The sequence below is a fragment of the Pantoea alfalfae genome (genome assembly GCF_019880205.1).
GTDB lineage: Bacteria > Pseudomonadota > Gammaproteobacteria > Enterobacterales > Enterobacteriaceae > Pantoea > Pantoea alfalfae.
The window spans coordinates 395,660-413,939 of sequence record NZ_CP082292.1 but is presented as its reverse complement, the minus strand read 5'-3'; the positions used below and the strand labels follow the sequence as shown (position 1 = coordinate 413,939).

General features: G+C 55.3%; 18 protein-coding genes. 10 read left to right on the top strand and 8 right to left on the bottom strand.

All coding sequences use genetic code 11. The annotated features are described in order from the left end of the window. Positions 1-65: 65 nt before the first annotated feature. The gene (gene aroB, locus K6R05_RS01905) at positions 66-1,154 is read right to left on the bottom strand and encodes a 3-dehydroquinate synthase (RefSeq protein ID WP_222924909.1); all 1,089 of its coding nucleotides are present in this window, start codon (positions 1,152-1,154) and stop codon (positions 66-68) included. Positions 1,155-1,192: 38 nt separating this feature from the next. Next, a complete protein-coding gene (gene aroK, locus K6R05_RS01900) occupies positions 1,193-1,714 on the bottom strand; it encodes a shikimate kinase AroK (RefSeq protein WP_003852989.1) in 522 nt (173 codons plus the stop codon). A gap of 97 nt (positions 1,715-1,811) precedes the next feature. On the opposite strand from aroK, the gene K6R05_RS01895 reads away from it, so the two are divergent. Beyond that, on the top strand, positions 1,812-1,985 hold the full coding sequence (locus K6R05_RS01895; RefSeq protein WP_223811662.1) for a hypothetical protein: 174 nt from the start codon (positions 1,812-1,814) through the stop codon (positions 1,983-1,985). Positions 1,986-2,076: 91 nt separating this feature from the next. Here K6R05_RS01895 and hofQ read toward each other — a convergent pair whose 3' ends face one another. From hofQ to pilM, 5 genes are read right to left on the bottom strand one after another with little or no spacing between them, the layout of a single operon-like run. Further along, entirely contained in the window at positions 2,077-3,348 is a 1,272-nt protein-coding gene (gene hofQ, locus K6R05_RS01890) for a DNA uptake porin HofQ (RefSeq protein ID WP_222924908.1), read from the bottom strand. Beyond that, on the bottom strand, positions 3,287-3,670 hold the full coding sequence (locus tag K6R05_RS01885; RefSeq protein WP_161733675.1) for a HofP DNA utilization family protein: 384 nt from the start codon (positions 3,668-3,670) through the stop codon (positions 3,287-3,289). The genes hofQ and K6R05_RS01885 overlap by 62 nt, the downstream gene beginning before the upstream one ends. Next, positions 3,660-4,157, bottom strand: coding sequence for a HofO family protein (locus tag K6R05_RS01880; protein WP_222924907.1), 498 nt, complete (start codon positions 4,155-4,157; stop codon positions 3,660-3,662). Before K6R05_RS01880 ends, K6R05_RS01885 begins: the two co-directional genes overlap by 11 nt. Further along, positions 4,150-4,695 carry a PilN domain-containing protein gene (locus K6R05_RS01875; RefSeq protein WP_262390881.1) on the bottom strand — a complete coding sequence of 182 codons (546 nt, stop codon included), beginning with the start codon at positions 4,693-4,695 and terminating at the stop codon, positions 4,150-4,152. Before K6R05_RS01875 ends, K6R05_RS01880 begins: the two co-directional genes overlap by 8 nt. Continuing rightward, complete coding sequence (gene pilM / locus K6R05_RS01870; protein ID WP_222924906.1) at positions 4,692-5,498, bottom strand: type IV pilus biogenesis protein PilM; 807 nt, start codon at positions 5,496-5,498, stop codon at positions 4,692-4,694. Before pilM ends, K6R05_RS01875 begins: the two co-directional genes overlap by 4 nt. Before the next feature lie 117 nt (positions 5,499-5,615). Here pilM and mrcA point away from each other — a divergent pair, with 117 nt between their 5' ends. The 4 genes from mrcA (at position 5,616) to K6R05_RS01850 (ending at position 11,095) form a co-directional block, all read left to right on the top strand. Next, positions 5,616-8,165: a peptidoglycan glycosyltransferase/peptidoglycan DD-transpeptidase MrcA gene (mrcA, locus tag K6R05_RS01865; RefSeq protein WP_161733681.1), complete on the top strand. Its 2,550-nt coding sequence runs from the start codon at positions 5,616-5,618 to the stop codon at positions 8,163-8,165. A gap of 486 nt (positions 8,166-8,651) precedes the next feature. Beyond that, complete coding sequence (locus tag K6R05_RS01860; RefSeq protein ID WP_161733683.1) at positions 8,652-9,062, top strand: GNAT family N-acetyltransferase; 411 nt, start codon at positions 8,652-8,654, stop codon at positions 9,060-9,062. A 267-nt stretch (positions 9,063-9,329) separates the two neighbouring features. Beyond that, on the top strand, positions 9,330-9,776 hold the full coding sequence (locus tag K6R05_RS22030) for a helix-turn-helix transcriptional regulator (RefSeq protein ID WP_237566700.1): 447 nt from the start codon (positions 9,330-9,332) through the stop codon (positions 9,774-9,776). A 20-nt stretch (positions 9,777-9,796) separates the two neighbouring features. After that, positions 9,797-11,095, top strand: coding sequence for a cytosine permease (locus tag K6R05_RS01850; RefSeq protein WP_161733687.1), 1,299 nt, complete (start codon positions 9,797-9,799; stop codon positions 11,093-11,095). Positions 11,096-11,144: 49 nt separating this feature from the next. Here K6R05_RS01850 and nudE read toward each other — a convergent pair whose 3' ends face one another. After that, complete coding sequence (nudE, locus tag K6R05_RS01845; protein WP_222924905.1) at positions 11,145-11,708, bottom strand: ADP compounds hydrolase NudE; 564 nt, start codon at positions 11,706-11,708, stop codon at positions 11,145-11,147. A 391-nt stretch (positions 11,709-12,099) separates the two neighbouring features. On the opposite strand from nudE, the gene K6R05_RS01840 reads away from it, so the two are divergent. The 5 genes from K6R05_RS01840 (at position 12,100) to pckA (ending at position 18,258) form a co-directional block, all read left to right on the top strand. Continuing rightward, a complete protein-coding gene (locus K6R05_RS01840; protein ID WP_161733690.1) occupies positions 12,100-14,235 on the top strand; it encodes an intracellular growth attenuator family protein in 2,136 nt (711 codons plus the stop codon). 56 nt (positions 14,236-14,291) lie between these two features. Beyond that, the gene (yrfG, locus tag K6R05_RS01835; protein ID WP_222924904.1) at positions 14,292-14,939 is read left to right on the top strand and encodes a GMP/IMP nucleotidase; all 648 of its coding nucleotides are present in this window, start codon (positions 14,292-14,294) and stop codon (positions 14,937-14,939) included. A 13-nt stretch (positions 14,940-14,952) separates the two neighbouring features. Then, complete coding sequence (gene hslR, locus K6R05_RS01830) at positions 14,953-15,354, top strand: ribosome-associated heat shock protein Hsp15 (protein ID WP_033734209.1); 402 nt, start codon at positions 14,953-14,955, stop codon at positions 15,352-15,354. Between the two features lie 49 nt (positions 15,355-15,403). Further along, positions 15,404-16,270 (top strand): Hsp33 family molecular chaperone HslO, encoded by an 867-nt coding sequence (gene hslO / locus K6R05_RS01825; RefSeq protein WP_150011098.1) that lies wholly within the window; start codon positions 15,404-15,406, stop codon positions 16,268-16,270. A 368-nt stretch (positions 16,271-16,638) separates the two neighbouring features. Beyond that, positions 16,639-18,258 carry a phosphoenolpyruvate carboxykinase (ATP) gene (pckA, locus tag K6R05_RS01820; RefSeq protein WP_013359292.1) on the top strand — a complete coding sequence of 540 codons (1,620 nt, stop codon included), beginning with the start codon at positions 16,639-16,641 and terminating at the stop codon, positions 18,256-18,258. Positions 18,259-18,280: the final 22 nt, after the last annotated feature.

Below are 18,280 nucleotides of genomic sequence, written 5' to 3'. Positions count from 1 at the left end.
CCTCCGTAAAGCGGCATTCCGCACTGCGCACCCTGCGCGCCGCGTCACCACTCAACTGCTTAATCTCAGGGTTGCTGACAATCGTTAATTGCAGCCAGCACCATATCATGTGCCACGCCACCACGCACTTCAGAGCGGCCAATCGACAGCGGGAGTATCAGCCGCAGTTCGCCCGCCAGAACTTTTTTATCGCGCATCATGTGTGGCAGATACATCTCTGCACTCATCACCTGCGGCCCATGCACCGGCAAACCGGCACGCTGGAACAGGGCAATAATGCGGTCGGTCTCCTGCGGCTGGAACTGTCCCAGACGTTCAGCCGTACGTGCTGCCATCACCATGCCCGCCGCAATCGCTTCACCGTGCAGCCAGTTGCCGTAGCCCATGTGCGCTTCAATCGCATGACCAAAAGTATGGCCCAGATTAAGCAATGCCCGCTGACCGTTTTCACGCTCATCGGCCGCTACAACCTCTGCTTTCAGTTCACAGCAGCGACGAATGCAGTACGACAGCGCCTGTTCATCCAGTGCCAACAGCGCATCAAGATTCTGCTCCAGCCACTCGAAGAACGCACCGTCGAGGATGATGCCGTACTTTATGACTTCCGCCAGACCAGACGCCAGTTCGCGCGCGGGCAGCGTCTTCAGACAGGCCGTATCAATCACCACCGAGGCGGGTTGATAAAACGCGCCGATCATGTTTTTGCCCAGCGGATGGTTAACGGCCGTTTTGCCGCCAACCGAAGAATCAACCTGCGACAGTAAGGTGGTCGGTACCTGAATAAAGCGTACGCCACGCTGATAACTGGCCGCAGCAAAACCGGTAAGATCGCCAATGACGCCGCCGCCTAAGGCGACAAGCGTTGTATCACGACCGTGAGGCTTTTGCAGGAGCGCAGTAAAGACCTGATCCATCACGGTCAGCGTCTTATATTGCTCGCCATCGGGTAAGATCACCTGATCCACTTTTACACCTGCCGCCGTCAGCCGTGCTGTCAGCTGGTCAAGATAGAGCGGAGCCAGCGTCTGGTTTGTCACCACCATGGCGTTTTCGCCCGCGGTCAGCGGCCAAAAAGAAGCCGGATCGTTAAACAGTCCGGCGGCGATAGTGATGGGGTAACTGCGTTCCCCCAGTGAGACGGTGATCTTCTCCATGATGCCCGATACCTGTTAAAAAGCCTTCGAACGTTGGATCAACTTTTTTCCAACATGTGGATAATCTGATTCGCCACCACTTTCGCACTCTGATCATCTGTGCGAATGGTGACATCGGCGATCTCTTCGTAGAGCGGGTTGCGTTCGCCAGCCAGCGCTTCAAGCACTTCGCGCGGCGGTGAATCCACCTGCAGCAACGGACGTTTTTTGTCACGTTGGGTGCGCGCCAGTTGCTTCTCGATGGTGGTTTCAAGATAAACCACAACACCGCGGGCGGAGAGACGATTACGCGTTTCCCGGGATTTGACGGAACCACCGCCTGTCGCCAGGACGATGCCTTGCTTCTCGGTCAGTTCGTTAATGATTTTTTCTTCGCGATCGCGAAAGCCAGCTTCGCCTTCGACATCAAAAACCCAGCCCACATCCGCTCCGGTGCGTCGCTCAATTTCCTGATCGGAATCGAAGAACTCCATGTTGAGTTGCTGAGCCAACTGACGGCCAATAGTGCTTTTGCCGGCACCCATCGGCCCAACCAGAAAGATATTGCGTTTCTCTGCCATTTTGTCGGTATTACTAAGAATTCGTTAATGATACCCCGCGTTCAGCATTTGCTGGCGGGACAGGAACTGAGACCTCATGAGCGTTAGCAAGAGTCAGATGAAAAATTATCTCAACACTCAAGGCTGTTTGGCAACCGATTATATTGCCTTCAGCACATCCATTTCTGAATTGGCCTGTGTTCGCGAAACTGTAACGCGCCAGCGCTGCGTCTTTACAACGCTGCTTACAGAGGAGTTTTCTGATCTGTTTGCCGGGATTTACCCTGCATAGACGGTTACACCGTATTGAAAATCGCTAAACCTTGTAAGCTAATTCCTCTCCTGCGTCAACGCAGATGGCCTTAAGGGACGCATTTTCCGTTTTATCCAGCCGTAAGCGCTGCTTCCCTGACCAATCGCGGCGTTATGAAGATCACCAGCTCTCTTTTTTTGCGCTGCTCTGATTGCTGACGAAACAACCCGCCAATCAGCGGCACCTTTCCCAGCAGCGGCACCTTATTCTCTCCGTGACTGCGCTGCTGCTGAAAGATACCCCCTAACGCCAGTGTTTGCCCGTCACTGACCGTGACCTGCGTCTCAATTTCCTGTTTATCAATGGATAATATGTCGCTGTCGCCGGTTCTGATGCTGCGACCCGGCATGTTCTGACTGATATGGATCTTCAGCTGGATGCGGCCATGCCCGGAAATCGTCGGTGTCACCTCCATGCCCAGCACCGCTTCTTTGAACTCAATACTGGTGGCTCCGCTGTTTCCCGCCGACACTTCATAAGGAATCTCAGTGCCCTGCTTAATCGACGCGGTCTGTTGATGTGAGGTAAAGAGGCGTGGACTGGCGATGATTTCAATCTGGTTCTCCTGCTCCAGCGCACTTAATTCCAGGTCCAGAAGCTGACCGCCGATGCGCGCCAGTGCCATACCCACGCTGACGCCGGGCGAACTGACCGCCAGCGGAATATCCAGCCGGGGATGATGCAGGATGTCAGTCACGGCGGCGTCACCCGCCTGCAATCCCCACTTCACACCCAGCTCCTGCAGATGCTCTTCGCTGATGGTGACGATATGCGCCGATAGCTCGATCTGCTCCAGTGGCAGGTCCAGCGCCCGTATCCAGCGCTCCGTCTCTTTCAACGCTGCCGCCGTATCGCGCAGTAACAGGGCGTTGGTGCGTTTGTCGACCGTTACGCTGCCGCGCTCGCTCATCAGCGACTGCCGCTCACTCAGCAGACTGGCATGCACCTCACTGGCGCTGGCGTAACGCAATATCACGGCGCGCTGCTGCAAAGGCTCCTGCAGCAACCGGGCCTGCTGCTCAGCCTGCCGTGTCTGCTGCTGTTCCTGTTGCCAGCTTTCCGGATAGACCAGCAGGACATTACCCTGTTCTATCAGCGTCAGCTTTGCCATGCGCGCCACCAGCTCCAGCGCCTGATGCCACGGCAGGTTATCGAGCCGCAGCGATAACGCCCCTTCAACTTCTGGCGCAATCATCAGGTTGATCTGTTGATAGTCAGCCAGCGCCTGCAAAATGCGCGCTACCGGCGCGTTATCAAACGTCAGGCTGAGAGGCTCCTCATCAGCGGCGTAAACCGGCAGCAGGCAGTTTATGAGCAGCAGCAGAGTGGCTATCCTTTTCATGCGAACGTCCTTTTAAATAAAACGAAGTCTGTTGAGCAGTGCAGCTATTCGATACCGTTAAGGAGATGCTGCGGCGGGTCATATCAGCGAGTTGCCAGGGCGGCAGGGGAAATGGCTTGCCTGTACGGACTGCGACGCTCTCTCCCTGCGGGTTCAGTAGCCAGGCATGAAAATGCGTCTTACGGCCAATGATCCCCTGCAGACGCCAGCCGGTAAGCGGCTCTGCAGGCGCCTCACAAACTGATCCGGCAACAGGACGGAACGGATCACGCGCCAGCACACCGCCACAGCACAGCAGTAAAATCAGCAGGTTATGGCGCATCGTCAGGCTCCAGCCAGAGTTGGGCCACCAGTTGCTGCGGCTGCGCCAGCAGCTGGAAATGCACCGGAAACACCAAGGAAGTATCGGCAAGCTCAGCAAAAAGTGACTGAAACGCCGGCCACTGCAGATGCAGGGTCAGCGTGCGTGAAGGAGAATCCGGCTGCCACTCTTCGAGCTGATGACGTCGTGCCGCCAGGATCGCTTCCACTGCCCGGCCCGATGCGCCCGGTGCAGATCTCGTGAGCGGCATCGACTGCAGCTGCGCCTGCAACTGTGCATTATCGGGATTCTGATGCCACTGCTGCTGGCGTTGCTGAAGGGTACGGTTCAACTGCAACAGTGTCTGCTGTTCAGCGATCAGCGCCTGCTGCTGTGGCCGCAACCATAATACCCATGAGATCAGTAGCAGGCCGGATGAGAGGGCGGCGAGCATGCCGTAGCGTGGAAGTGCAGCCATCTGCCACCAGCGATCCCACCACTCATTCATCAGCCACCTCCTGCACCTCTGCCCGCAGTGAAAAGCGATAATGACTATCAGCCTGACGCTTAACGCTGCCCTGCCTCACCTGACCAAACAGAACGACGGTGGTTAACTGCTCACGGAACTGCCGAACCGCCGCCATATCCTGCGCCAGCCCCTCCAGCGTGAGACGATTGTCGCGCTTCTCCAGCCGGGTCAGCCAGGCGGTGTCAGGCAATAACGCGGGTAAATCGATCCAGAACTGATGCCATGCAGCAAGTTGTGCAGCCTGCTGGCGCTGCTTCGCCTGCTGTTTTTGCACTACCGCGAGCTGCGCCAGTAACGTCTTCTGCTGCGCCAGCTGCACGTCCAGATTTTGCAGTGCCTGCTGCTGCATCCTGCTCGTCTGGGCCACCTGCTCACGCACCTGATAGATGCGCCAGCTTTGCTGGATGATTCCCACCAGAACAGCACTCAGCATCAGTGACAGCACGACAAGGCTCTGTCGCCGCTGCTGTTGCTGACGGCACTGCCGCCACGGCAGCAGATTCACGGCGACCATCATTTATCTCCGTCGCGCAGCGCCAGCCCGGTCGCCAGCGCAAAGGCACCCGGAATTTCCGGTAACGGCGGCTGTTTATAACGGAACAGATCAAAGGGGGAAAACGCGCGGGCGTCAGCGGGCAGCGCAGAATTATCGGCTGAGCACCAGGCGACAGAAGGGGCGTCGGGGAAGGCCTGTTGCTGCAGTGCCGCAAGCGAAGTGGCTTCGCCGTTCTCAGCCGCGGTATGCACATCGCTCCAGAGCCAGCGGTTATCCTGCTGCAGGACCAGCACCGCGCCATCCTGCAACGCAGCCTGGCGGGCTAACCGCCTGAGCGCTTCGGTAGTCAGTTCAAACACCTGCGGCTTTAATCCCGCCTGCAGCAGTGGCGCTGCCCACTGGTCTATAATCTCCAGCCGGGCCGCCGTGACGCAGAGCTGGCCGCTCTGTGCATCCATGCGGTAATCCAGCGCCAGCGCAGCAGGCTCCAGTGGAAAGAGACGGCGCGCAGCCGCCTGCACGTAGTGCCCCAGCGCAGGCTCATTGAGCGACTGAACAGGCAGCGGGAGCTGGCGCTGCAGGACCAGCCGGGTGGGCAGCGCGACCCGCAGCGAGTAACGACGCGGCAACCGCTGACGCCAGGCCGTTAAGGCTGCCAGTAATTCAGGCGAAGATTGCAGCACGCCGTTTCTTAACGTATCTTGCGGCAGCCGCTGCTGCCACCAGTGGCGTAGCTGCCAGCCATCACGATGAGGCTGGAGGGCCAGGGCACAAATCTGCCTATTCTGAATATCCAGCCCAATTTGCCAGGTATGAAAAGCCATGTGCGCGATCTCCTTATCGTCCGGGAAAGATGGACATATCAAAGCGTCTGGCTTGCCTTTATACTACCGCGCGGTTGTTTATAAACTGCTCAAACGACAAGAGATGGGAAATTCCAGGTGAAGTTCGTAAAGTATTTATTGATCCTTGCAGTGTGTTGCATCCTGTTGGGAGCTGGCTCGATTTATGGTTTATACAAATACATAGAGCCACAGCTGCCCGACGTAAACACGCTGAAAGATGTGCGTCTGCAAACCCCGATGCAGGTTTACAGCGCCGATGGCGATTTAATCGCCCAGTATGGCGAAATGCGCCGTATCCCTTTGACTCTGCAGCAAGTGCCACCTGTGATGGTGAAAGCGTTTATTGCGACCGAAGACAGCCGTTTCTATGAGCACCATGGTGTTGACCCGGTGGGTATTTTCCGTGCGGCCAGCATTGCGCTGGTTTCCGGTCACGCCTCACAAGGTGCCAGTACTATCACTCAGCAGCTGGCCCGTAACTTCTTCCTGAGCCCGGAACGCACCCTGATGCGTAAAATAAAGGAAGCGTTCCTGGCGATCCGCATTGAGCAACTGCTGAACAAAGATGAAATTCTTGAGCTTTACCTGAATAAGATCTACCTCGGCTACCGTGCTTATGGCGTCGGTGCCGCCGCACAGGTCTATTTTGGTAAGCCGGTTGACCAGTTGTCGCTGAGTGAGATGGCGATGATTGCCGGTCTGCCAAAAGCGCCATCCACCTTTAACCCGCTGTACTCGCCGAGCCGCGCCCTGTCGCGCCGTAACGTGGTACTGGCGCGTATGCTGGATCAGCATTACATCACGCAGCAGCAGTATGACGAGGCACGGAATACGCCGCTGGTGGCGAAGTATCACGGTCCGGAAATCGCCTTCTCTGCCCCCTATCTCAGCGAGATGGTGCGTCAGGAGATGGTGAAACGCTACGGCGACAATGCCTATACTGACGGTTACAAGGTTTACACCACTGTCACCCGCCGTCTGCAGGAAGCCGCTCAGACCTCGGTGCGCAATAACGTCATGGCTTACGATATGCGTCATGGCTATCGCGGCCCGACCAGCGTGCTGTGGAAAGTGGGTGAACCTGCCTGGGATCAGACAAAGATTGAGAAGGCGCTGAAGACGCTGCCGGTCTATGGACCGTTGCATCCGGCCGTGGTCACAGAAGCACGCAGCGATGAAGCGACCGTAATGCTGAAAGATGGCAGCAATGTGTCGCTGGCACTGGCTGGTGTGCGCTGGGCACGTCCTTATAAGTCTGACACCGTACAGGGCCCGACGCCGAAAAGCGTGACGCAGGTCCTGCAGGCTGGCCAGCAGATCTGGGTGCGAAAAGTGGGTGATGACTGGTGGCTGGGCCAGGTGCCGGATGTGAACTCGGCGCTGGTCTCGCTGGATCCAAATGATGGTGCGGTGCGCGCGCTGGTCGGCGGTTTCGCCTTTAACCAGAGCATGTTTAACCGTGCGACCCAGGCGCTGCGCCAGGTCGGTTCTAACATCAAGCCTTTCCTCTATACTGCCGCAATGGATCGCGGGCTGACGCTCGCCTCCATCCTTAACGATGTGCCGATTTCCCGCTGGGATGCGGGTGCCGGGGCTGACTGGCGTCCAAAGAACTCCCCGCCGACATATGATGGTCCGATTCGTCTGCGTCAGGGACTCGGTCAGTCGAAAAACGTCGTCATGGTACGTGCGATGCGTGCGATGGGTGTGGACTACGCCGCAGAGTATCTGCAGCGCTTTGGTTTCCCGGCTCAGAACATTGTGCACACCGAGTCGCTGGCATTAGGTGCGGCCTCATTCACACCGTTACAGGTGGTGCGCGGCTACTCCGTGATGGCGAATGGCGGCTTCCTGGTCGATCCTTACTTCATTACTAAAATTGAGAACGAACAGGGCGGCACCGTATTTGAAGAGAAACCGAAGATCGCCTGTCCACAGTGCAATCTGCCGGTCATCTACGGTGAGACCAAAAAAGCGCTGGCGTTAAATGAAGAGAGCGTCGAGAACGTTGCCGCCTCAAATAACAACCAGAATCAGGCCGTTCCTCAGCCTGAACTGGAGCAGGTTCCGGCGCAGGCACAGCAGGGTGAGCAGCAATATGCGCCGCACGTGATTAATACCCCACTCACCTTCCTGATTAAGAGCGCGCTGAACAGTAATATCTTTGGCGAACCGGGCTGGATGGGAACTGGCTGGCGTGCCGGGCGTGACCTCAAGCGTAATGATATCGGCGGTAAAACCGGTACCACCAACAGCTCGAAAGATGCCTGGTTCTCGGGTTACGGCCCTGGCGTGGTGACTTCAGTCTGGATTGGTTTTGATGATGCGCGCCGCAATCTGGGCCGCAGCACGCTCTCCGGTGCCATTCCCGATCAGATTTCGGGCTATGAAGGCGGCGCTAAGAGCGCACAACCGGCATGGGATGAGTACATGAAGAGTGCGCTGGATGGTGTACCGGTACAGCCGTTAACGCCGCCGGATGGTGTGGTCACTGTGACGATCGATCGCAGCACCGGCAAGCTGGCCAATGGCGGTGGCAACACCCGTCAGGAGTACTTCATCAATGGCACCCAGCCAACCGAATATTCGGTGCATGATGTGGGGACTACCATTATGGATAACGGTGAGAGTCACGAGCTGTTCTGATGTGATATCTGCAATGTGAAATATCTGAGGCTGGTCACCTGACGTGATCAGCCTTTTTTATTGGCCCGCTTATCATGATGAAACACGCGATGCTTTTCGTGCCTGAGCGACTCAGTCAACTGGGATGGGAAAAAAAGAAAGGTAAAGCCGGAGAGAGATCATCATCTGTTGCTGAGGAAAATGCCGATCACCCTGAGCGATCGGCATTAAATCAGTCAGATAATATAAAGCAATGTGTATGAAGTGATTCAGAAAGTGAACCTAAAAAAGAATATCGTTATTATATCGCTATGATTAGCTTAGTCTTCCCTGGTGCCAGCAAATATAATTATTGGCATGTCCGCTGAACAACGATAACCAGCTTAATATTTATTGCGCCCAATAACAGGAGGGATATTAACTCTTGCGCATCGCTTACCATCATGATAAGAATGGAAAGTTCGAAAACCTCTATTTTGATTTAATCACCTATGGATACTTTTATATATGGAAATTAAAGTGGGCCATACGCAAGACCCCGAAACTGAAGAATATATTATTCAGCGACTCTGGCAGCATAATGGACGCTTTGCTGACATCAATATGAAAACGCTGAATGTTATCCTGTATGACGAACAGAAAAATATCCAGGGTGGCCTGTTAGCCCATACCTGGTGTGGCACGCTGGATATTCATTATTTATGGATAGAGGATGCCTGGCGCCTGCATGGCTCCGGACGTCAGCTGATGCAGGCCGCGGAAGAGGAAGCGCGCAATCGCGGCTGCCATATGGCCGTTGTTGACACGTTAAGTTTCCAGGCACGGGGTTTTTACGAAAAACTGGGCTATCGCGTCTATGGCGAACAGGATGGCTATGCGCAGCGCTATGCCCGTTATTATCTGGCAAAAAGATTATAATCTGAATGCTTTCAGCGAGGCGCTATGGACAGCCCATACCGTAGTATTGATGAATTCATTTCTGCATTCGCCACCACCATGGATTTATTACCGACACCCTGGGGGTTTAAGAATGCCGCATCGCAGCATCTTTATATGAATGAAGCTGCAAAAAAGTATACCGCTACGCCGAAAGGTTATTTATTTGAGGGAAAAAGAGACAGTGAGTTTCCCACCCCCTGGAGTGATTGCGCCGATGAATTCTGCGAGCACGATCAACAGGTAAAATTGAATAACAGTCGCGTGGCCGTGATTGAAACCCACTACTGGTATGGCAACAACTACCTCACCCCTTTTATCAGCGAAAAATACCCTGTTTTCGACGATCAAAATCAGTGGCTGGGCTGTATCTGGAATGCACGTCCGGTGGATAACCTTACGGCAATGAGCTTTATCGATCCCAGAAAATCCTCTGTACTGACGACGCGCCTGGAACACGCCCTGTTTACCCCCGCCGAGCTGGATGTCATTTTCCTGCTGCTACGACGCTTCAGCGCGAAAGAGATCGCCCGCATCTATAACCTCAGCGCAAAAACTATCGGTAACCGCATCACCATGCTTTATCAAAAAGCGGGTGTGCATTCGCTACAACAATTTGAGAACTACTGTCGTGCGGAGTCACTGGAGAATTATCTGCCAGAGCGGTTTCTCCGCACAGGCATTATTTATATATAAACCGGTAAGGAAACCCTGTTGTGAGTAAATTTGATGATTATCCTCTGAGCCCTGTTCCTGCAAATAAAAGGCTCTCACTGCTGAGCGTCGCTATTGTGCATATGGGCATGCTGACTGCGCTGGATCAGTTTATGCTTGGCGCGGTTCTGGGCAACAGTATGACGCCAGGCGAGGCGTTTACTGCCATCACGCTGGCCAGCCTGCTATTTGGCGTGCTGACCTTCGCGCTCGGCTATGCAGGAATGCGCGAGGGATTGCCGGGCAGTCTGCTGGCTCGCTGGTGTGGTTTTGGTCGCCATGGCTCAGTGTTCATTGGTCTGCTGGTCGCGGTCAGTCTGCTGGGCTGGTTCGGCATTCAGAATGCCGTTTTCGCCCGATCGCTGAGCTATGCCCTGAACGGCACACTCAGCTTCTCAGAGTCGGCAGCACTTTCAGGGGCCGTGTTGACGTTACTGGTTACCTTTGGCTTTAAGGCGCTGCGCTTTACCGCACGCATTGCGGTTCCACTCTTCATCGCACTGATCGGCTGGATTTTCTGGCACGCGTTCCACGGCCAGCCTGGCCAGCACACACCGCCGGTTATCGCCAGCCAGGCCATTACCGTGAGCGCCGCCATTACCATGGTAATTGGCGGTGCAATCCTGGCCAGTCTGATGACGCCCGACCTGACGCGTTTCTCACGTAACGGTAAAGATGTCTTCGCCATTACGCTGCTGACCATTCTGGCGGGAGAATATGGGATTAATGGGCTGGCCATTCTGATTGCCAGAGAACTGAAGACCTCAGACATCATCGCGATCATTACGCAAACTACCAGCTCACTGGGTTTGCTGGTTGTGGTCTTTTCTACCCTGCGCATTAACGACCTGAATCTCTATTCGTCAACGCTGGGCATCGCCAATGCGATTGAAGGCTTAACCGGCTATAAGCCGCGTTATCCTGTGATTACGCTGCTGCTCGGTATGCTCGGCACACTCTGTTCAATTCTTGGGATTCTTGATCGTTTTGTCGATTTTCTGGAACTTCTGGGGGTCATCTTCCCGCCGGTACTGGGCGTGATGATCATTGACTACTATGTGCTGAAAACTGACCGCCAGACGCTGGCGCTGAGCCGCAACAGCAATTCCTTACCGGCAACGTCTCAGCTTATCGGCTGGCCCGCGCTCATAGCCAGTGCAGCGGGCGGAGCCACCGGACTGTTGGTTGAGCGCGGCGTACCGGTACTTAATTCGATTCTCGTGGCATGCGTGGTTTATCTGTTAACCGCCCCCCTGTTGAAGCCTGCATCAGCCATACAGGAAAATGCAAGAGCAGAATAAAATCGAAACGCGCCTGCTGACAGGCGCGTTTCCTTACTTATGCGCTCGCTCAGTAACTCAGCCGCCCCTGCTTCACCAGCCATTCGCGCGCCATAAACAGCGCACTGACATTACGTGCCTCGCGGAAATCGGGTTCATCCAGCAGCGACATCATATCGCTCAGCGGCCAGCGGTGGACAATCAGCGGCTCCGGCTCATCGCCTTCCAGCTTTTCAGCGTAGAGACCTTCCGCTATCACAATATTCATCTTACTGGAAAAATAGGAGGGGGCCATCGTGAGCTTGCCCAGCGTGGTCAGTTGATCGGCACCAAAACCGACCTCTTCTTTCAGCTCGCGAACTGCCGCTTCATTCACGGTTTCACCTGCATCGATCAGCCCTTTCGGAAAACCCAGCTCATAGGTTTCCAGTCCGACGGCATACTCCTGAATCAGGATCAGATGGTCATCAATAATCGGCACAATCATCACCGCTTCACGCTCAGAGGGCTTCATCCGCTCATAAACGCGATGCGCCCCATTGCTGAAAGCCAGATCGACCGACTCAATAGTGAATAACCGTGAACGCGCCACGGCGGTGATATTGAGGATGTCAGGTTTTTTTGGAATTTTCATATCAGCCTCAAATTATTCTGCGCCGGCTATCTGGAGCGAATTAGCATACCTAACCACAGGCAATTGTGCGACAGTCAGACAGTGTCGTTATCGTTGCATAGATTACAGCGATTGAATAACAGCCTTTGGTTATCAGTTAAGACTAAATTTGCATTAGTCAATATGCTGCGATAAGTTTCAGATAATACCGATATTTAATCCAGTCTGTGCCAGTTACCATTCGGACAAGGCAGGGTTTAAAAAATGCCAGTCAGATATACGCTGGCACTATTTCATCGGGTGCCTGACTCCTCAGGGTTATATAATCTTCCGGAATGCCTCTTTTATAGTGAGCATAACCGGAGGCGAAAGTTTAAAGTGAAGGCAGCATTTTGGCTGAATTGAGCAGAGCATGAGCACAATCTTTATGATCCTGGCCATAGTGCTGACCTGTTCAATCCTGGCAGGTATTGGGTTCTGGTACGCTATGCGGCATCGCCCGCCGTTGGCGAAACCGCTGCCATTCATCAGTCCGCCCTGCCGTAAACTTTCTGCCCAGGAGCGTGAGGCGGTCGATAAATATGTCGCCGCGCTGGAAAAGCAGCCCCGTACCACACTGACTACGGATAAGCGCAGCGCGTCTGAACGTCTGACACTGACGGCGCAGAGCAACAATGTCTATCCGGTTACCCGCGCCATTACACGCTATGGCCTCTCTACTGACGATCCCCATAAATGGCGCTACTACCTGGATGAAGTTGAAGTTCATCTGCCGCCGCTGTGGGAACAGTACATCACTGACGAAAACTACGTTGAGTTAATCCGCACCCAGTCCATTCCGCTGGTGATCTCACTGAATGGCCACTCGCTGGTGGATTACGCCGTCGACCAGCAATCGCTGCCGACACTGATGCGCCCTGTGTCGACTAACGCCTCAATCCGCAAAGCAGAAACGGAAAACGTCGAACTGCTGCAGGTGCGTAAAGAGACAGCGGAAGAATATCGCCTCTCGCGGCCAGACGGCACGCGTGAAGCGGTGATGATCTCCCTTGCCTTCTTACTCTTCTTCTTCAGCCTGTTAGTGCCCACCACACTGATGATCTGGCTGGTCCTGACCGGCGCAGTCACGATCGCGGCTAGTCTGTGGCTGCTCTATCGCATTCCGGGTGAGCGCGGACTGCGTGATATCCACTGCCTGCGCGGCGCGCCAAAGCGCTGGGGCCTGTTCAGTGAGTCGAACCAGGAGCAGAGCAACATCACACTGGGGATTATTGACCTCGCCTATCCCCCGCACTGGCAGCCTTATGTGGCACACGATCTCGGTCAGGTGACCGATGTGGAAATCTACCTCAATCGTCAGGTCGTGCGTCAGGGACGTTTCCTGTCGCTGCAGGATGAAGTCAAAAATTTCCCTATCCAGCGCTGGCGGAAAAACGTGGTGCTGGCCTGTGGTTCGCTGATGGTGCTGACCATGCTGGTCACCTGGATCCCGCTTGGTATGCCGATTAAGCTCAGTCTGGCCTGGGCCAGAGGCACCGACAGTCTGGAGGTCAGCAGCGTCGATAAACTCAGCAGCGTGCCGCTGAATATTGGCGACAACCTCAAAGTGAGTGGCACCGGCATGTGTTCCGTGCCAGACAACTACCAGAGCAACCGCAGTTACGCCTATATGCCGTTTGACTGCTCGGCGGTCTACTGGAATAACGCCACGCCATTGCCGCAGCCACAATCGGACATCATCGACAAAGCCGCGGCGCTGCTGGATACCACCACAAAGCAGCTGCATCCGGAAACCAATACCGATCCCAAACTCAATCCACAACTGGCCTCCGCGATTCAGAAGTCAGGCATGATTCTGCTGGATGATTTTTCCGATCTGGTGATGAAAACGCAGGATCTCTGCAATCAGCCGCAGGACTGTATGCGCCTGAAAAATGCGCTGGTGAACCTGGGCAATGCCAAAGACTGGGAAGCGCTGATGCGCCGGGCAGATTCCGGCCAGCTAAACGGCATGAATGTCCTGCTGCGGCCGGTCAGTGCGGAAGCCCTGGAAAATCTGGTCAATACCGCTACCTCGACCTTCTTTTTCCGCGAAACACGCCGGGCGGCAGAAAACCTTAATAGCCCGCCACCTGGGGGATTCCTGATCGTCAGCGACGAGGGTCGCCAGTTGGTCAATCAGCCGCAGCCTTCCGTATCGCTGTTTGATCTCGATCCCCCCTCCCAGTGGCGCGAGCTGCAACGTATTTCCGCCATGCTGCTGCACACGCCGTTCAGCGCAAGCGGCATCATTACTGGCATTTCGACCGATGCCAACGGCACACGTCACATCATGCTGCACAATGAACCGGATGCTATGGCGCAGTGGCGCTATCTCGGCACCGTGTTGCTGCTGCTGGTGCTGCTGGCCTGCGGCGTAATCAACGGACTGCTGGCGCTGCGCCGCATGCACCGTAATCGCCAGCGCATGATCGATATCCAGCAATACTACGACAAGTGTTTCAACCATAACCTCGGCACTTTGCAGAGCGTGCGCTCGATATTCTGAGCCCTGCCCTTCTGTGCTACCCTGTCGCCCGGTTTTTTACAGGGTCTGACACGACGATGCTCAACTGGTCTGAGATTGATACCGTGCTGCTCGACATGGATGGCACGCTGCTGGATCTGGCATTCGATCGCTATTTCTGGCTGGAGCATGTCCCTGAACAGCTCAGCCAGCAACGCGACATCAGCCGGGCAGAAGCCGACGCGATCATCACGGAAAAGTATCAGGCCGCTGCCCATACGCTAAACTGGTATTGTCTGGATTACTGGGCAGAGGCGCTGTCGCTGGACATCCGTGCCATGACCTGGGCGATGCGCAGCCGGATCGCACTGCGTGACGATACGCTGCCTTTTTTGCAGGCCCTGCGTCGCGCCGGAAAGTCCACGATTCTGCTGACCAATGCGCATCCTTACAATCTGGACGTCAAACTGGCGCAGACAGGTTTAGCGCCGCACCTTGATTTATTACTTTCCACCCATACCTTTGGGTATCCGAAAGAAGACCCGCGTTTATGGCACGCGGTACAACAGCACACCGGCTTTTCTGCGCCGCGCACGCTGTTTATCGACGATAGCGAAGTGATTTTGGATGCTGCGAAGCTATGGGGCATCGGTGAGAGCTTAGGCGTGAAGAACCCCGATTCGGGTCGTCCTGAGCAAATCTTTCAGCGTCACCGCGCCACGGACGATTACCGGACGCTGATCTGAGTCAGGAGCAGCAATGAAAGAGAAAAGCAGCGAAGAGGTCCGCCTCGACAAGTGGCTGTGGGCCGCGCGCTTCTACAAAACCCGGGCAATGGCGCGGGAAATGATTGAAGGCGGCAAGGTGCATTACAACGGCCAGCGTAGCAAACCCGGCAAAGTGGTAGAGCTGAATGCGGAACTGACACTGCGTCAGGGCAATGATGAACGCACCGTAGTAGTGGCTGGCATCACCGCGCAGCGCCGTCCCGCCAGCGAGGCCCAGCAGCTCTATCGCGAAACCGATGCCAGCATTGAAAAACGCGAAAAAATGGCGCAGGCGCGCAAGATGAATGCGCTGACTATGCCGCATCCCGATCGGCGACCAGACAAAAAAGAGCGTCGCGATTTGATGAAGTTTAAATTATCGGGCGATGAATAACGCCGTCTTCGCTGACGCACCATCGCCCCGTCCCAGTGAGAGAAAAAATATGTCAGTCCAGGATCAACTGCACCGTTATCTGTTTGAAAATGCCGCCGTGCGCGGCGAGCTGGTGAACGTCTCTGACACCTGGCGTGAAACCGTGAAGAACCACGACTATCCGGCACCGGTTAAAACGCTGCTGGGTGAGATGCTGGTCGCCACCAGCCTGCTGACCGCCACGCTGAAGTTCGATGGCGAAATCACCGTGCAGTTGCAGGGTGACGGTCCGCTGTCGCTGGCAGTGATCAACGGTAACAATAATCAGGAGCTGCGCGGCGTTGCACGTATCAAAGGCGACATCCCGGATGACAGCACCCTGAAAAGCATGGTCGGCAATGGTTATCTGGTGATCACCATCTCCCCTGAAAAGGGTGAACGTTATCAGGGCGTGGTCGGGCTGGAAGGTGACACTCTGGCGGCGTGCCTGGAAGATTACTTTATGCGCTCCGAGCAGTTGCCCACGCGCCTGTTTATCCGCACCAGCGACAAAGGCGCTGCCGGTATTCTGTTGCAGGTACTGCCAGCGCAGGATACAGAGAAAGAGGTCTTCGAACACCTGGCGACACTGACCGAAACCATCAAAACGGAAGAGCTGATCGATCTGCCTGCTAATGAAGCGCTGTGGCGTCTCTACCATCAGGAAGAGGTTACCCTCTACGATCCGCAGCCGGTGATCTACAAGTGCACCTGCTCGCGTGAACGCTGTGGCGAAGTGCTGACCACGCTGCCGCAGGAAGAAGTGGATGAGATCATCGCGGAAGATGGCAAAATCGACATGCACTGCGACTATTGCGGCTCAAACTACGTGTTTGACGCCGTAGACATTGCCGGCATCCGTAGCCACTCCCATGAGAATAACGACCGACTGCACTGATTAATCGGGCGGCGTCTGCCGCCCCTTCTCTTTTCCCCCGCGCTATCCCCATAATTTTTCTGACAAATTATCTTTTTTTACTTTCATAACATCTTTTAAACGTTCGAAACATAGCCTTAACGCGCCCTGAGTCGCATTTTTAGATCACTGCCCTTTTTCCCTCTTCGCAGAAGAGTAAACTGCGCGCGATCGTGCAAACGCCCGGACGCCTGGGGCAGATGCCCTGAATAGCCCGGTTAGCTTTGCAGGCTGTCGTAACGACGCGCAGTAAACCGTCAGTGATTCACCGCACCCGATACCACAGCCGGTGGCACGATCCCAACCTATCTCTGCTTTGCAGAACAGACACCGATTTAAGGAGCAGTAAAATGCGCGTTAACGGCCTGACCTCGCAAGACCTTGCCGCTTTGGGCATCGTGGATACCACGGAAGTGGTTTACAACCCTGATTACGACACGCTATTTCAGGAAGAGACGCGCCCGGACCTCGAAGGTTTTGCTCGTGGCACCCTGACGCAGAGCGGCGCGATTGCAGTAGACACCGGGATTTTCACCGGGCGATCGCCAAAGGATAAGTACATTGTGCGTGACGACACCACGCGCGATACCCTGTGGTGGAACGACCAGGGCACCGGCAAAAACGACAATCAGCCTCTGTCACAGGAGACCTGGAACGCACTGAAAAGCTGTGTTACCCGCCAGCTTTCCGGCAAGCGTCTGTTTGTAGTGGATGCGTTCTGTGGTGCCAATGCCGATTCACGTCTGAGCGTACGTTTCGTCACTGAAGTTGCCTGGCAGGCTCACTTCGTGAAAAACATGTTCATCCAGCCTACAGACGCTGAGCTGGCCGACTTCACGCCTGACTTTGTGGTGATGAACGGAGCGAAATGCACCAATCCTGACTGGCAGGCGCAGGGTCTGCACTCGGAGAACTTTGTTGCCTTCAATCTGACGGAACGCATGCAGCTGATTGGCGGCACCTGGTACGGTGGCGAGATGAAGAAAGGTCTGTTCGCCATCATGAACTACCTGCTGCCGCTGAAAGGCATTGCTTCAATGCACTGTTCAGCTAACGTCGGTAAAGCAGGTGATGTGGCGGTCTTCTTTGGTCTCTCCGGCACCGGCAAAACCACACTCTCCACCGATCCTGACCGCCAGTTGATCGGCGATGATGAGCACGGCTGGGACGATGATGGCGTGTTTAACTTCGAGGGCGGTTGCTACGCCAAAACCATCAACCTTTCTGAGCAGGCTGAGCCGGAGATCTACCGCGCCATTCGCCGTAATGCATTGCTGGAAAACGTGGTAGTGCGCGAAGATGGCAGCGTTGATTACGCCGACGGCAGCAAAACAGAGAACACCCGCGTCTCCTATCCGATTAATCACATCGACAATATCGTGCAGCCGGTCTCAAAAGCGGGCCACGCGAAGAAAGTGATTTTCCTGACCGCCGATGCGTTTGGCGTGCTGCCACCGGTTTCACGTCTGACGCCGGAGCAGACGCAGTATCATTTCCTGTCAGGCTTCACCGCCAAACTGGCGGGTACCGAGCGTGGCGTGACGGCGCCGACCCCAACCTTTTCCGCCTGTTTCGGCGCGGCATTCCTGACGCTGCATCCGACGCAGTACGCTGAAGTGCTGGTGAAGCGGATGGAGGCGTCCGGTGCGCAGGCTTATCTGGTCAATACCGGCTGGAACGGCAGTGGCAAACGCATCTCACTGAAGAATACCCGCGCCATTATCAATGCGATCCTGGCGGGTGAGCTGGATGATGCACCGACAGAAACGCTGCCAATCTTTAATCTGCAGATGCCGGTTGCGCTGGGCGAGCTGGACAGTGACACGCTCGATCCGCGTCGTAGCTGGGAGAGCGAAGAGAAGTGGACCGCTGCCGCCGAAGGTCTGGCACAGCGCTTTATTGATAACTTCGACAAGTACACGGATAACGCTGCAGGTGCTGCGCTGGTGAAAGCTGGCCCGCAACGCTAAAAGAACCGGCGCGGCAATGAAA

What these genes read in the sequence shown, in the direction of transcription:
- aroB (WP_222924909.1), bottom strand. Translation starts at nt 1,154, where the DNA reads ATGGAGAAGATCACCGTCTCACTGGGGGAACGCAGTTACCCCATCACT.
- aroK (WP_003852989.1), bottom strand. Translation starts at nt 1,714, where the DNA reads ATGGCAGAGAAACGCAATATCTTTCTGGTTGGGCCGATGGGTGCCGGC.
- K6R05_RS01895 (WP_223811662.1), top strand. Translation starts at nt 1,812, where the DNA reads ATGAAAAATTATCTCAACACTCAAGGCTGTTTGGCAACCGATTATATT.
- hofQ (WP_222924908.1), bottom strand. Translation starts at nt 3,348, where the DNA reads ATGAAAAGGATAGCCACTCTGCTGCTGCTCATAAACTGCCTGCTGCCG.
- K6R05_RS01885 (WP_161733675.1), bottom strand. Translation starts at nt 3,670, where the DNA reads ATGCGCCATAACCTGCTGATTTTACTGCTGTGCTGTGGCGGTGTGCTG.
- K6R05_RS01880 (WP_222924907.1), bottom strand. Translation starts at nt 4,157, where the DNA reads ATGAATGAGTGGTGGGATCGCTGGTGGCAGATGGCTGCACTTCCACGC.
- K6R05_RS01875 (WP_262390881.1), bottom strand. Translation starts at nt 4,695, where the DNA reads ATGATGGTCGCCGTGAATCTGCTGCCGTGGCGGCAGTGCCGTCAGCAA.
- pilM (WP_222924906.1), bottom strand. Translation starts at nt 5,498, where the DNA reads ATGGCTTTTCATACCTGGCAAATTGGGCTGGATATTCAGAATAGGCAG.
- K6R05_RS01860 (WP_161733683.1), top strand. Translation starts at nt 8,652, where the DNA reads ATGGAAATTAAAGTGGGCCATACGCAAGACCCCGAAACTGAAGAATAT.
- nudE (WP_222924905.1), bottom strand. Translation starts at nt 11,708, where the DNA reads ATGAAAATTCCAAAAAAACCTGACATCCTCAATATCACCGCCGTGGCG.
- K6R05_RS01840 (WP_161733690.1), top strand. Translation starts at nt 12,100, where the DNA reads ATGAGCACAATCTTTATGATCCTGGCCATAGTGCTGACCTGTTCAATC.
- yrfG (WP_222924904.1), top strand. Translation starts at nt 14,292, where the DNA reads ATGCTCAACTGGTCTGAGATTGATACCGTGCTGCTCGACATGGATGGC.
- hslR (WP_033734209.1), top strand. Translation starts at nt 14,953, where the DNA reads ATGAAAGAGAAAAGCAGCGAAGAGGTCCGCCTCGACAAGTGGCTGTGG.
- hslO (WP_150011098.1), top strand. Translation starts at nt 15,404, where the DNA reads ATGTCAGTCCAGGATCAACTGCACCGTTATCTGTTTGAAAATGCCGCC.
- pckA (WP_013359292.1), top strand. Translation starts at nt 16,639, where the DNA reads ATGCGCGTTAACGGCCTGACCTCGCAAGACCTTGCCGCTTTGGGCATC.